The following is a 12,549-nucleotide window of genomic DNA, read 5'->3' as shown; positions in this document are numbered from 1 at the left end:
GCAGTCCCCGTTTTTCATCACCTGTAGTTCTGAGGAGAGTGACTCGCCGTGTACGCAGTCGTGCGCAGTGGCAGCAAGCAGCAGAAGGTTGCCGTCGGCGACGTCATCGAGATCGACGCGATGGCTGCCACCGGTGACACCATGACCCTTCCCGTGGTCATGGTCGTCGACGGTGACAAGGTCACCGCGACCGGCCTCGACAAGGCCAGCGTGACCGTCGAGGTCACCGGCCGCACCAAGGGCCCGAAGATCATCATCCAGAAGTACAAGAACAAGACCGGCTACAAGAAGCGCCAGGGTCACCGCCAGAAGTACACCCAGGTCAAGGTCACCGACATCTCCCTCTGAGCCCGCGCTCGAGGTCGTCCACCACATCTTCGAAGGACTGAACAATGGCTCACAAGAAGGGTGCTGCGAGCACCAAGAACGGCCGTGACTCCAACGCCCAGCGCCTCGGCGTGAAGCGCTTCGGCGGCCAGGTCGTCGGCGCCGGCGAGATCATCGTCCGCCAGCGCGGCACGCACTTCCACCCGGGCACCGGCGTGGGCCGTGGCGGCGACGACACCCTGTTCGCCCTCCAGGCCGGCGCCGTCGAGTTCGGCACCCGCCGTGGTCGTCGCGTGATCAACATCGTCCCCGGCGAGTGACCACGCGCCACTGAGCACTGCTCCACCAGCTCATCTCGAAGGGCGCCCCTGTCTGGGGGCGCCCTTCGTGGTTTCGAGGCTCGCTCCTCGACCACCGAAGCACAACGAAGGAACACCATGGCCATCCCCACGTTCGTCGACCAGGCCACGCTGCACCTCGCGGCAGGACGTGGCGGCAACGGCGTCGCCTCCGTCAAGCGGGAGAAGTTCAAGCCGCTCGGGGGGCCCGACGGCGGCAACGGCGGCCAGGGTGGCTCGATCATCCTGCAGGTCGACACGAGCGTGACCACCCTCGTCGACTACCACCACAGCCCCAAGCGCCGCGCCGAGAACGGCGGCCAGGGCGCGGGCGACCACAAGAACGGCGGCAACGGCAAGGACCTCGTCCTGACCGTCCCCGACGGCACGCTGGTCAAGGACGAGCAGGGCGAGGTGCTCGCCGACCTCGTCGGGCACGGCACCACCCTCGTCGTGGCGCAGGGGGGTCGCGGCGGCCTCGGCAACGCCGCCCTCGCCTCCTCCAAGCGCAAGGCCCCCGGCTTCGCGCTGCTCGGCGAGCCCGGCGACGAGCTCGTCGTACGCCTCGAGCTCAAGGTCGTCGCCGACATCGGCCTGGTCGGCTTCCCGAGCGCCGGCAAGTCCTCGCTCATCGCCGCCATCTCGCGTGCACGGCCGAAGATCGCCGACTACCCCTTCACCACGCTGATCCCCAACCTCGGTGTCGTCACCGCCGGCGAGACCACCTTCGTGGTCGCCGACGTGCCCGGCCTGATCGAGGGGGCGGCCGACGGCCGCGGCCTGGGCCACGACTTCCTGCGCCACGTCGAGCGGTGCTCGGCGATCGTCCACGTGGTCGACACCGCCTCCATCGAGCCGGGCCGCAACCCGCTCGACGACCTCGAGGTCATCGAGCGCGAGCTCGCGCGCTACGGCGGGCTCGACGACAGGCCCCGGCTGGTGGCGCTCAACAAGGTCGACGTGCCCGACGGCCAGGACATCGCCGACATGGTGGTGGAGGAGCTGCGGGGCCGCGACCTGCGCGTCTTCGAGGTCAGCGCCGCCTCCGGTGCCGGCCTGCGCGAGCTCACCTTCGCGATGGCCGAGATCGTCACCGAGGCCCGCCGCCTCGCACCGGTCGTGGAGCCCGAGCGGATCGTGATCCGCCCCAGGGCCGTCGACGGCGGTGACGACTTCGAGGTCGTCGCGACCGACGAGGGCTGGCGGGTGCGCGGCACCAAGCCCGAGCGGTGGGTGCGCCAGACCGACTTCAGCAACGAGGAGGCCGTGGGCTTCCTCGCCGACCGGCTCAACCGCCTCGGCGTCGAGCTCAAGCTGGCCAAGATGGGCGCCCAGGAGGGCGACACCGTCATCATCGGCCCCGAGTCCAACGCCGTGGTCTTCGACTTCAAGCCCAGCATCGAGGCCGGCGCCGAGATGCTCGGCCGACGCGGCGAGGACGAGCGCCTGCGCGAGGAGCGACCGGCCCGCGGTAGGCGCCGCGACATCGCCGAGGGCATGGAGTCCAAGGCCGAGGAGGAGGCCCGCGCCGACGTGGCCCGCCGCCTCGACGCCGAGCGGCAGAAGAAGGGCCCCAACCGCAGCTCCGGCAGCTCGGGCGTCGGTCCGATGGCCTACGAGATCGGCACGAAGGACGACCCCGACTGGGACGGCAGTGACGACTGAGGGCTCGACCTCCCGCTCCGACCTGGTGGCGGCCGCGCGCCGCGTGGTGGTCAAGGTCGGCTCGTCGTCGCTGACCACGGCAGCGGGTGGGATCGACCCGGCGCGCGTACGCCGCCTCGTCGAGGTGCTGGCCGCCGCCCGCGGCGCCGGCGCCGAGGTCGTGCTGGTGTCCTCCGGGGCGATCGCCGCCGGGCTCGCCCCACTCGGGCTCGGCCGCAGGCCCAGCGCCCTGGCGACGCAGCAGGCCGCCGCCTCGGTCGGCCAGGGGCTGCTCGCGCACCGCTACCAGGAGGAGTTCGCCCGGCACGGCATCATCACCGGCCAGGTGCTGCTCACCGTCGACGACGTGATGCGGCGCGCGAGCTACCGCAACGCCCACCAGACGTTCGCCAAGCTGCTCGAGCTCGGCGTGGTGCCGATCGTCAACGAGAACGACACGGTCGCCACCTCCGAGATCCGCTTCGGCGACAACGACCGGCTGGCCGCGCTGGTGGCGCACCTCGTGCACGCCGACCTGCTGGTGCTGCTCTCCGACGTCGACGGCCTCTACGACGGCCCGCCGAGCCGGCCCGGCGCCCGGCTCGTGCCGGTCGTGCGCTCGGAGGACGACCTCGCCGCCGTGACCGTCGGTGCGGCCGGCTCGGCCGGCGTCGGCACGGGCGGCATGGCGACCAAGGTCGACGCGGCCCGCATCGCGACCGGGGCCGGCATCGACGTGGTGCTGACCTCCGCCGACCAGGCCGCCGCCGCGCTGTCGGGCGTCGAGGTCGGCACGCTCTTCGAGGCCACCGGCAGGCGACGGCCCACCCGCCTCCTGTGGCTGGCCCACGCCACCAACGGCCAGGGGAGCCTGCGCCTCGACGCCGGCGCGGTGCGCGCCCTGGTCGAGCGCGGCGCCTCGCTGCTGCCCGCCGGCATCACCGGGGTGGACGGCTCGTTCGTCGCCGGCGACGCCGTCGACCTCCTCGGCCCCGACGGGGCGCTGGTCGGTCGCGGGCTGGTGAACTTCGACGCCGACGAGCTGCCCGCGCTCCTCGGCCGCTCCACGAGCGAGCTGAAGGCCGACCTCGGGGCGGCGTACGAGCGCGAGGTCGTCCACCGCGACGACCTCGTCCTGCTTTGACCGGCCAGCCCCTGGACGTCTTTCCCCCTCCACGTTCCCCCGCTCACCGGTAGTCCAGTGGCAAAGCGTCGTCCGGCGACCCCGTGGAGGACGTTTCGTCACTGGACTACCCACGCGTGGGCCGGCCGGCACCCATCTCGGGTACGTCGGCGCCGGGGCGGCTCTCGCGACGCGGAGGCTGCGAGGCTGGCGCTCCGACACGAGAGGGGGCCGGGTGGGGGACGTCCAGAGGGTCAGCCTGCGTCGACGGGTCATCGCGGTGCTGTCGGCCGGAGTGGTGTTCGGCGTCCTCCAGGCCCTGCTCGCGGTGCTGGACCGAGATGAGTCGGTGGGACAGGCAGCCGGCCCCGCCGCGGTCGCGGGCGTGCTCTTCGCTGTGGGCTGGGGCGCCCTGATGTGGGCGGTGTCCTGGCGCACCTCGCGGCGTCTCACGTCCTCGACGGAGCTGGCGCTCACCGCCGTGCTGCCGCTGCTGCTCGGGGCCGGCGGTGCCTACCTGTGGACGCAGGGCGACCGCTGGGCCGGAGCGCTCGGCGGCGTGGCCGCGGTCCTCGTGGTGGTCGTCGGCATCGCGGAGCGACGTGGGTGGACCCCGCCGGGCCGCTGACGTACGGCGCGGCCGGCCCTGGCCCCGGCTAGCCTGCCCGGATGCACTGGACACCGGGTGAGGCCGAGGTCGCAGCGGAGGCCGCCTTCGAGCGGCTGTGGGGCGCGTGGCAGGCGCTGGACCCCGCTGGGCTGGCGGCGTTCATGGCCGACTACGGCCGGGAGTGGTGGGTCGTCGGCGGCTGGGCGATCGACGCCTTCACCGGGCAGCACCGGCCGCACGACGACATCGACGTCGTGATCTGGCGCCGCGACCTGCCGCGGCTGCGGGAGATGGTGGGGGACCGGCACCACGTCTGGTCGGCCGGCAGCGGCATGATCCGCCCGGTCACCGACCAGTGGCCCGAGCCGCACCCCGAGGCCGGGCAGGTGTGGCTGCGCGACCACGCGACGGCGCCGTGGTTCCTCGACTGCCTCCTGTCCGAGGACCGTGACGGGCTGTGGGTCTCGCGGCGCGACCCCGACCACGTCGCCCCGCTGGAGGACGTCACCTGGGTCGCCGACGACGGCATCCGCTACATGCGCGCCGAGGTCGTGCTCCAGCACAAGGCGCGCCTGAGCCGCACCAAGGACGCCGCCGACCTGGCCGTCGCGTGGCCGCTCCTCGGCCCGGCCGAGCAGGACTGGCTGCGCGAGGCCGTGCGCCGCGAGCGCGCCGACCACCCGTGGCTGGAGCAGATGGGCTGAGTCAGGCGCCCGCCCAGGCGAGCGCCGCGTCCCGGAGCTGCGCGGGGGACATGCCCACCTGTCGTCGGACGAGGTCGTCCGCGGCAGCGGCGGTCGCGGGTCGCCTGCTCCGGAAGGTGTCCATGAGCTCCCAGAGGCGGTCCGGACCCCGGGTGGCGGAGAGGTAGTCGCACACCAGGCCGGCCAGCTCGTAGTTGAGCCACGTGTCGCCGCGCGCGTAGAAGTCGTTGCCCGTCCGCAGCCGGAGGCCGGGGCGCCCCGCCAGGTTGAGCGACCAGTCACGGCGACGCTGCTCCGTCGTGTAGGTCGCGGCGCGGGCGACGTACTGCGCCGTGCCCTCCACGAGCCAGGCGGGGGACCAGTCGTCGCGCTCGGCGAGTGCGACGTGCACCAGCTCGTGCCGGAAGACCAGGTCGCGCTCGAACCCGCTGCCGTAGGCGCCGGGGTTGACCGCGAACCGGTAGGCCGAGACGGTGCGGGCGCCCGGCCGTCGCACGATCGGGAAGGCGACCCCCGCGGTCTGGTCGACCGTCATCGCCGACATCCGGTCGATGGCGTCCACATCGGCGATGTCGTAGGCGACCACCCGGCCCGACCACGGCGGCAGCAGGGGCTCGACGGCGTCCCGCGCGGCGACGACGTCGTCCTGCAGCGACGCCGCGTCGACCCGCGTGGTGTCGTCCAGGACGGCCAGCACGCCGTCGGACTCCTCGACGGTGATCGCCGTGACGTCCCACGGCGCGGGGACCCAACCCGTGAGAGCGTCGCTCTGGGTGTTGCGGTCGCTGGTGAGAAGGACGTCGTCGCCGTCGGCGACGAACGTGTAGATCATCGGCTGGGTCACCGGGTGATCGTCGTAGCCGTCGAGGCGCATCGTGAAGTCGACCGGCAGCTGGAGGTCGCCCTCGCCGTGCACGCGCGTCATGACGTCCTCGTCGCCGAGGTCGAGCGCGACGTCGGTCACGGGGAGCTGCGCGAGGTTGTCCCACCAGCGCGCCTGCGACGCCGCGAACTGCTCGTCGCCCGGGTCCACCGTGGCCAGGAAGGCCTCCCGGTCGCCGGCCTCGAGGGCGTCCTCACGCGCCTGGACCAGGGCGAGCGCCCGGGGCCGCAGTGACTGGTCCATCCCGGCAGGGGCCGACCTCTCGTCAGGCATCGCCTCCCGCCCGCCGTCGGCGCGGCACGCCGTCGCGGGCAGGAGCAGGAGGCAGGCGAGCCAGGCCCGGGACGCACGCATGCGCCGGAGCCTAGGCGGCCGGGCAGCCCCGCGTGGCGGGAACGCCGAGGTGGCCCGCGTAGGCTTGGCAGGTCATGAGCGAGCGCATCGTCTACCTCGACCACGCCGCGACCACGCCGATGCTGCCGGTCGCGGTCGAGGCGATGACGCGACACCTGTCGGGGGTCGGCAACGCCAGCTCGCTGCACGCCTCGGGCCGTGGCGCGCGCCGCGTGGTGGAGGAGTCGCGCGAGGCCATCGCCGGCGTCATCGGCGCCCGCCCCGGCGACATCGTCTTCACCTCCGGCGGCACCGAGTCGGACAACCTCGCGCTCAAGGGCATCTTCTGGGCCCGCCGCGCCGAGGACCCGCGCCGCACGCGCATCCTCTCCACGGCCGTGGAGCACCACGCCGTCCTCGACCCGCTGCACTGGCTGGCCGACAACGACGACGCCGAGGTCGAGCTGCTGCCCGTGTCGGGCGAGGGCGTCCTCGACGTCGACGCGCTGCGCGCCTCGATCGAGCGCGACCCCGCGTCGGTCGCGCTGGTGTCGGTGATGTGGGCCAACAACGAGGTCGGCTCCCTCCAGCCGGTCGACGAGGTGGTCGCGATCGCCGCCGAGCACCGCATCCCGGTGCACACCGACGCCGTCCAGGCGGTCGGCCAGGTGCCGGTCGACTTCGCCGAGTCGGGCGTCGACGCCCTGACCTTCACCGGCCACAAGGTCGGCGGCCCCTACGGCGTGGGTGCCCTCGTCGTGCGCCGTGACCTCCCGGTGAGCGCGCTGGTCCACGGCGGTGGGCAGGAGCGCGACATCCGCAGCGGGACGCTCGACGTCCCCGCCATCGCCGGGCTCGCCGCGGCCGTCGAGGCGTCGGTCAAGGGCCAGCACGACCACGCGATCCGGGTCGCCGCGCTGCGCGACGACCTGGTGCGGCGGGTGCGCGAGGTGGTCCCCGACGCCCACCTGCACGGCGCCCCGGCCGGCCCCGGGCGGCTGCCCGGCAACGCCCACCTCGGCTTCCCCGGCTGCGAGGGCGACTCGCTGCTGATGCTGCTCGACGCCCGCGGGATCGAGTGCTCCACCGGCTCGGCGTGCTCGGCCGGGGTGCCCCAGCCCTCCCACGTCCTGCTCGCGATGGGCTGCGACCCCGACCAGGCGCGCCACTCGCTCCGCTTCTCCCTCGGCCACACCTCCACCCCCGCCGACGTGGACGCCCTCGTCGGCGCCATCGGCCCCGTCGTCGAGCGCGCCCGCGCCGCACGGGCGCGCTGAGGGCCCGCGATGAGGGTGGTCGCCGCCATGTCGGGCGGCGTGGACTCGGCCGTGGCTGCCGCACGCGCGGTGGAGGCGGGGCACGAGGTGACGGGGGTGCACCTCGCGCTCAGCCGCAACCCCGCGTCGTACCGCACCGGCGCGCGCGGTTGCTGCACGATCGAGGACAGCAACGACGCCCGTCGCGCCGCCGACGTCATCGGCATCCCCTTCTACGTCTGGGACCTGTCGGACCGCTTCCACTCCGACGTCGTCGAGGACTTCATGGACGAGTACGCCGCCGGCCGCACGCCCAACCCGTGCCTGCGGTGCAACGAGAAGATCAAGTTCGCCGCGGTGCTCGACCGGGCCCTCGCTCTCGGGTTCGACGCCGTCGCGACCGGTCACTACGCCCAGCTGCGCACCGGCGCCGACGGGCTGGTCGAGATGCACCGCGCCGCCGACCACGGCAAGGACCAGTCCTACGTGCTCGGCGTCCTCGACCAGCAGCAGCTCCGCCACTCGCTGTTCCCGCTCGGCGACACCGACAAGCCGGCCGTGCGCCGCGAGGCCGAGGCGCGTGGGCTGCTGGTCGCCGACAAGCCCGACTCCCACGACATCTGCTTCGTCGCCGACGGCGACAACGCCGGCTGGCTGCGCGAGAAGCTCGGTGACCGCGCGCCCAACCACGGCGGCGAGATCGTCGACGTGACCACCGGCGACACGGTGGGCACCCACACTGGCACCTACGGCTTCACCATCGGCCAGCGGCGTGGCCTGCGCCTCGGCGTGCCGGCCGCCGACGGCAAGCCGCGCTTCGTCCTCGACATCGAGCCGGTCAGCGGCACCGTCACCGTCGGGCCGCGCGAGCGGCTGGCGGTCGACCACGTCGTCGGCATCCGCCCCCGATGGTGCGGGACCGTCCCCGAACGGGTCGAGGGCACCGTCCAGCTGCGCGCCCACGGCGCCGAGCACCGCGCCGTCGTGCGGGTGGAGGGCGAGCAGGTCGACATCGACCTGCTCGACCCGGCGGAGGGCATCGCGCCGGGGCAGGCCGCGGTGATCTACGACGGCACCCGCGTCGTCGGCTCGGCCACCATCGCCTCCACCCGACCGGTGGCGCACGCATGAGCCTCGCGACCGGTGTCGGGTCGATGCCCGGCACCACCGACGCGGAGCACGCCGAGGCCGTACGCCTGGTGCTGGGCGAGCTGCCTGACCTGCCGTTCGTGCCCGAGCTGCCGGGCCGGGGCGTCGGTGCGGACATGACCGGCCGCGCGCTCGCCGTCGTGGAGGGGATCTCCGCCGACCTCCAGCCCGCGGGCTGGCGGCTCACCGACACCAGCGGCGTCGACCACCGGCGCGCGCGCTCGCTGCTGGCGCAGGACCTCGACACCGTCGAGGAGCTCGCCCAGGGCTACGCGGGCGCCTTCAAGGCGCAGGTCGCGGGCCCGTGGACCCTGGCCGCCACCGTGGAGAAGCCGCGCGGCGACAAGGTGCTCAGCGACCACGGCGCGCGCCGCGACCTGGCCCAGGCGCTGGCGGAGGGACTGCGCACGCACGTCGCCGACCTGCGGCGCCGGCTCCCGGGCGTCGACCGCCTCGTCGTGCAGGTCGACGAGCCCGCGCTGGCCGCCGTGGTCGCCGGCCGGGTGCCGACCGCGAGCGGCTTCGGCCGCCACCGGAGGGTCGACCTGCCCGAGGCGTCGGCCCACCTCGAGTGGGTCGCGGCGGCGCTGACCGAGGCGGGCGCCGAGGCGTGGGTGCACTCCTGCGCCCCGCAGACTCCGTGGTCGCTCCTGGCCGGCACCGGCGCGACGGGCCTGTCGGCCGACCTCGCGATGCTCGGACCCGCCGACCTCGACACCTTCGCCGAGGCGCTCGAGCAGGGCCGCACCGCGGCGCTCGGCGTCGTGGCCTCCACCGACCCGGGGTCGGCGGTGTCGGACGCTCGGGTCGTGGAGCGCGTGCAGCGGTGGCTCGACATGCTCGGCCTCGACGCCGAGGAGGTCGGCGACGCGCTCGTGCTCACCCCCACCTGCGGGCTGGCCGGCGCCTCGGGCTCGTGGGCCCGCGAGTCGCTGCAGGTGCTGCGGCGCAGCGCCGACGGCCTCTCCGGGCGCTGACACCGGGGGGATCGCGGTCTGATCAGCGCTCGCTGCGGGGGACCTCGGCCCCGAGCACGTCGAGGGTCAGCCCGACCGCGGTGTCGTGCCAGCGCTCCGAGCCGCTGAGCATGTAGTGACCGAGGGCGCCCATGTCGCGCAGCTCGACGCTGTCGGCGACGGTGCGGGCCCGCTCGACGTAGCGCGTGGTCTCCCGGAACGACGTGATCCGGTCACGGCGGCCGTGAGCGGCCCGCAGGGCACGGCCGCGCAGGGGCTCGACGGGGTCCTCGGCCGACCACCACGGCGCCAGGCCGACCACACCGACGACCGACGGGTCGTCGGCGACGTGGACCGCGATACGCGCGCCCATCGAGTGCCCGAGCAGGACGACCGGCACCTCGCCGTGGACGTCCCGCAGCTCGTCGAGCGCCCGTCGTGCGTCGGCGGCGCGGTCGGCCCCGCCGTTCCAGCCGCGCTCGACGTACCGGACGAGCCGCACCCCGGCTCCCGCGTCCGCCAGGCGCGGTGCCACCGAGCGGGCCAGCCACCCCGCGCGGCGCCACGACGCGCTGCGCCCGCCGACGGCCTGGCGCGAGCGCGGCTTGCCACCGTGCAGGACGAGCACCATGGCGCTCGGGCGCGCCGGTCCGTCGTAGGTCGTCACGTGGAGGTCGGGCACATCGCTCCTTCGGAGCCGGGGCCGCACTGGATGGGGAGGCCGGCCGAGGGGGGACCTGCGGCGGGAACGGTGCGAGGGAGGACCCCCGGGCTCACCGGGGGTCCTCCCTCGCTGCTGGTCAGGGCGGCCCGGGGACCGCCGGTGGCTCAGTGGACGCCGACGCCCTCGGGCGCGTCCTCCGTGGCGAGCTCCTCGTGCTTGACGTCGAGGAACAGCCACACGATCGCGGAGGCCACGATCATCATGCCGAAGCCGACGAGGAAGGCGTGGGTCGCGCCCTCGGAGAAGCCCGCGAGGTAGGCGAACTGACCGACCTGCTCCTGGCTCAGCGAGCCCTGCGCGGCCTCACCGATCTTCGGGGCGATCTCCTCGACGCGGGAGTTCGTGTAGTGCAGCGCCACCGTGCTCAGGGTCGCGAGGCCGAGCGCGCCACCGACCTGCTGCATCGTGTTGAGCACGCCCGAGCCGATGCCGGAGTCCTGGGCACGCAGCCGGTGGACCGCGACGAGGGTCAGCGGGACGAAGTTGAGCCCCATGCCGAAGGCCATCAGCACGATGAACGGCAGGATGTGGGTCCAGTAGTTGACCCCGTCACCGAGGTGCCCGGTCGTGGTGATCGTGTCGATGATCCCCGACCCGCTCTGCGGGACGTCGAGCCGGCTGAAGCCGAACAGCGCGGCGGCCGAGAGCAGGGTGCCGACCCCGGACAGGAACCGCGGGTCGACCGTGCTGACCAGCTTGGAGGCCGTGGTGGCCGAGATGATCATCGCGATCGAGAACGGCAGGAACGCGAAGCCGGTGTGGAGCGGGCTGTAGCCGACCACGAGCTGGATGAACAGCGAGAGGAAGAAGAACATCGCGAACATCGCCGCCGGGACGATCATCATGACGGCGAAGGCGGTGGCGCGGTTCTTGCTGGCGAAGATGCGGAACGGCAGCAGCGGGTGCGCCACGCGCGACTCGACCAGCACGAAGATGCCGAGCAGCGCGACGCCGACGACGAGGCTCACGATGGTGCTGGTGGCGTCCCAGCCGTACTCCTCCTGGCCGGCGCGGCTCAGGCCGAAGACGATGGCGAGCAGGCCGGCGGTGCCGGTGATGGCGCCGGGGATGTCGAGCTCGCCCTCGTGGCGCTCGGACTCGTCGAAGAAGCGGGGCGCGAAGAACGCCGCGGCGAGACCGATCGGGACGACGATGAGGAACGTGTAGCGCCAGCCCTCGATGCCGAGCGGGGAGTCGAGGCCGGTCAGCCAGCCACCGAGGATGAGGCCCACGGCCGCGCCGACGCCCGCCATGGCGGCGTAGACGGCGAAGGCGCGGTTGCGCTCCTTTCCGGCCGGGAACGTGGTGGCGATCAGCGCGAGGGCCGCAGGGGAGGCGAGCGCGGCGCCGAGGCCCTGGAACGCACGGGCCCCGAGCAGCATCGCCTCGTTCTGCGCGGCACCGCCGACGAGGGAGGCGACGGCGAAGAGCAGCACGCCCACCATGAAGATGCGGCGACGGCCCATCAGGTCGGCCAGCCGGCCACCGAGCAGCAGGAAGCCTCCGAAGGTCAGGGCGTAGCCGGTGACGATCCACTGGAGGTTGGCCTGGTCGATGGACAGGTCGTTGCCGATGTAGGGCAGCGCGATGTTGGCGATGGTGGAGTCGAGCACCACCATCAGCTGGGCGAGCGAGATGAGCACGAGCGCCCAGCGCAGGCGCTTGTGCTGCTCGGGGGTCACCTCGTCGGTGGTCGGAGCGAGGTCGGTCATGGGTGGTTCCTTCGTGTGACGGGGTCTGGGTCGAGTGGAGCAGAGGGGTCCGACAACGGGGTCGCGGGACCGTGGAGGGCGGCGGGCAGGACGACCTCGTCGAGCACCCGCCCGACGAGGGCGGGGGTCACCTGCTCGCCGAGGAGGAAGACGCGGTGGAGCACGATCCCTGCGAGCGAGGGGGCGAGCACGTCGAGGTCGACGCCGGGGTGGACCTCCCCGCGCTCGCGGGCGCGCTCGTAGATGACCTTCGAGGCGGCGACCTTGGGGCCGATGAACTCGCGGCGGTAGACCTCCGCGAACTCCGGGTCACGACCCATCGCGGTCACGACGGCCGCGAGCACCGACTGGGCGAGCGGGTCGTCGATGCCGCCGGCACCGCAGTAGGCGGCCAGGAGGTCGCCCCGCAGGGTGCCGGTGTCGGGGACGGCGGCCTCGCCCTTGCGCGCGGTGATCGCAGCGACGACGAGCTCGGGCTTGCCGCGCCAGCGCCGGTAGAGGGTCGCCTTCGACGCCTTCGCCCGGGTCGCGACCGCGTCCATCGTGAGCAGGTCGTAGCCCACCTCGGCGAGCACGTCGAGCGTGGCGTCGAGGATCTCCATCTCGCGCTCGCCGACCACGCGGGGGCGGGTGCCGGTCTCGGTCGGGGTCATGCGTCCTCTCCTGCGCGGTGCGTGACGGTGGTCACGATGAAACGGAACGGTTTCGTTTCACCGAACAGGAGCGTAGGCGTGCTTATTCCGATGGAACAAATGAGTTCCATCCCGGTCTGGACCGGAGCGTGGCGCGC

Annotated in this window: 13 protein-coding genes; 9 read left to right on the top strand and 4 right to left on the bottom strand. The window is 73.5% G+C overall.

What is annotated here, in order from left to right:
• Positions 1 to 48 precede the first annotated feature (48 nt).
• From rplU to ACFFJG_RS03850, 6 genes are all read left to right on the top strand, one after another.
• Positions 49 to 348, top strand: a complete 300-nt coding sequence (gene rplU / locus ACFFJG_RS03875; protein ID WP_121138735.1) for a 50S ribosomal protein L21 — start codon at positions 49 to 51, stop codon at positions 346 to 348.
• Between the two features lie 44 nt (positions 349 to 392).
• Positions 393 to 647 carry a 50S ribosomal protein L27 gene (gene rpmA, locus ACFFJG_RS03870; RefSeq protein ID WP_121138737.1) on the top strand — a complete coding sequence of 85 codons (255 nt, stop codon included), beginning with the start codon at positions 393 to 395 and terminating at the stop codon, positions 645 to 647.
• A 117-nt stretch (positions 648 to 764) separates the two neighbouring features.
• Positions 765 to 2,330: a GTPase ObgE gene (gene obgE, locus ACFFJG_RS03865; RefSeq protein WP_378517288.1), complete on the top strand. Its 1,566-nt coding sequence runs from the start codon at positions 765 to 767 to the stop codon at positions 2,328 to 2,330.
• Positions 2,320 to 3,453, top strand: coding sequence for a glutamate 5-kinase (proB, locus tag ACFFJG_RS03860; protein ID WP_378517287.1), 1,134 nt, complete (start codon positions 2,320 to 2,322; stop codon positions 3,451 to 3,453). The genes obgE and proB overlap by 11 nt, the downstream gene beginning before the upstream one ends.
• A gap of 214 nt (positions 3,454 to 3,667) precedes the next feature.
• Complete coding sequence (locus tag ACFFJG_RS03855) at positions 3,668 to 4,060, top strand: hypothetical protein (RefSeq protein WP_378517286.1); 393 nt, start codon at positions 3,668 to 3,670, stop codon at positions 4,058 to 4,060.
• Between the two features lie 41 nt (positions 4,061 to 4,101).
• On the top strand, positions 4,102 to 4,746 hold the full coding sequence (locus tag ACFFJG_RS03850; RefSeq protein ID WP_378517285.1) for a nucleotidyltransferase domain-containing protein: 645 nt from the start codon (positions 4,102 to 4,104) through the stop codon (positions 4,744 to 4,746).
• A 1-nt stretch (position 4,747) separates the two neighbouring features.
• Here ACFFJG_RS03850 and ACFFJG_RS03845 read toward each other — a convergent pair whose 3' ends face one another.
• Positions 4,748 to 5,983: a hypothetical protein gene (locus ACFFJG_RS03845; RefSeq protein WP_378517284.1), complete on the bottom strand. Its 1,236-nt coding sequence runs from the start codon at positions 5,981 to 5,983 to the stop codon at positions 4,748 to 4,750.
• A gap of 74 nt (positions 5,984 to 6,057) precedes the next feature.
• Between ACFFJG_RS03845 and ACFFJG_RS03840 the strand changes: the two genes are divergently transcribed.
• Genes ACFFJG_RS03840 through ACFFJG_RS03830 form a run of 3 tightly spaced genes read left to right on the top strand, consistent with a single transcriptional unit; the run spans position 6,058 to position 9,344 of the window.
• Entirely contained in the window at positions 6,058 to 7,239 is a 1,182-nt protein-coding gene (locus tag ACFFJG_RS03840; protein ID WP_378517283.1) for a cysteine desulfurase family protein, read from the top strand.
• 9 nt (positions 7,240 to 7,248) lie between these two features.
• Positions 7,249 to 8,349, top strand: a complete 1,101-nt coding sequence (gene mnmA, locus ACFFJG_RS03835) for a tRNA 2-thiouridine(34) synthase MnmA (RefSeq protein ID WP_378517282.1) — start codon at positions 7,249 to 7,251, stop codon at positions 8,347 to 8,349.
• On the top strand, positions 8,346 to 9,344 hold the full coding sequence (locus ACFFJG_RS03830; protein ID WP_378517281.1) for a uroporphyrinogen decarboxylase/cobalamine-independent methonine synthase family protein: 999 nt from the start codon (positions 8,346 to 8,348) through the stop codon (positions 9,342 to 9,344). The genes mnmA and ACFFJG_RS03830 overlap by 4 nt, the downstream gene beginning before the upstream one ends.
• A gap of 22 nt (positions 9,345 to 9,366) precedes the next feature.
• On the opposite strand, the gene ACFFJG_RS03825 is transcribed toward ACFFJG_RS03830, so the two are convergent.
• From ACFFJG_RS03825 to ACFFJG_RS03815, 3 genes are all read right to left on the bottom strand, one after another.
• Complete coding sequence (locus ACFFJG_RS03825) at positions 9,367 to 10,005, bottom strand: alpha/beta hydrolase (RefSeq protein ID WP_378517280.1); 639 nt, start codon at positions 10,003 to 10,005, stop codon at positions 9,367 to 9,369.
• Positions 10,006 to 10,151: 146 nt separating this feature from the next.
• The gene (locus ACFFJG_RS03820; RefSeq protein ID WP_378517279.1) at positions 10,152 to 11,759 is read right to left on the bottom strand and encodes a DHA2 family efflux MFS transporter permease subunit; all 1,608 of its coding nucleotides are present in this window, start codon (positions 11,757 to 11,759) and stop codon (positions 10,152 to 10,154) included.
• Positions 11,756 to 12,412: a TetR/AcrR family transcriptional regulator gene (locus ACFFJG_RS03815; RefSeq protein WP_378517278.1), complete on the bottom strand. Its 657-nt coding sequence runs from the start codon at positions 12,410 to 12,412 to the stop codon at positions 11,756 to 11,758. Before ACFFJG_RS03815 ends, ACFFJG_RS03820 begins: the two co-directional genes overlap by 4 nt.
• Positions 12,413 to 12,549 lie beyond the last annotated feature (137 nt).

The sequence above is a fragment of the Nocardioides zeicaulis genome (assembly GCF_042432345.1).
Lineage (GTDB): Bacteria > Actinomycetota > Actinomycetes > Propionibacteriales > Nocardioidaceae > Nocardioides > Nocardioides zeicaulis.
The sequence above is the reverse complement of the archived record's forward strand: the minus strand, read 5'-3'. Positions and strand labels throughout refer to the sequence as shown.

What these genes read in the sequence shown, in the direction of transcription:
- ACFFJG_RS03850 (WP_378517285.1), top strand. Translation starts at nt 4,102, where the DNA reads ATGCACTGGACACCGGGTGAGGCCGAGGTCGCAGCGGAGGCCGCCTTC.
- ACFFJG_RS03820 (WP_378517279.1), bottom strand. Translation starts at nt 11,759, where the DNA reads ATGACCGACCTCGCTCCGACCACCGACGAGGTGACCCCCGAGCAGCAC.
- mnmA (WP_378517282.1), top strand. Translation starts at nt 7,249, where the DNA reads ATGAGGGTGGTCGCCGCCATGTCGGGCGGCGTGGACTCGGCCGTGGCT.
- ACFFJG_RS03815 (WP_378517278.1), bottom strand. Translation starts at nt 12,412, where the DNA reads ATGACCCCGACCGAGACCGGCACCCGCCCCCGCGTGGTCGGCGAGCGC.
- rpmA (WP_121138737.1), top strand. Translation starts at nt 393, where the DNA reads ATGGCTCACAAGAAGGGTGCTGCGAGCACCAAGAACGGCCGTGACTCC.
- ACFFJG_RS03840 (WP_378517283.1), top strand. Translation starts at nt 6,058, where the DNA reads ATGAGCGAGCGCATCGTCTACCTCGACCACGCCGCGACCACGCCGATG.
- obgE (WP_378517288.1), top strand. Translation starts at nt 765, where the DNA reads ATGGCCATCCCCACGTTCGTCGACCAGGCCACGCTGCACCTCGCGGCA.
- ACFFJG_RS03845 (WP_378517284.1), bottom strand. Translation starts at nt 5,983, where the DNA reads ATGCGTGCGTCCCGGGCCTGGCTCGCCTGCCTCCTGCTCCTGCCCGCG.
- ACFFJG_RS03830 (WP_378517281.1), top strand. Translation starts at nt 8,346, where the DNA reads ATGAGCCTCGCGACCGGTGTCGGGTCGATGCCCGGCACCACCGACGCG.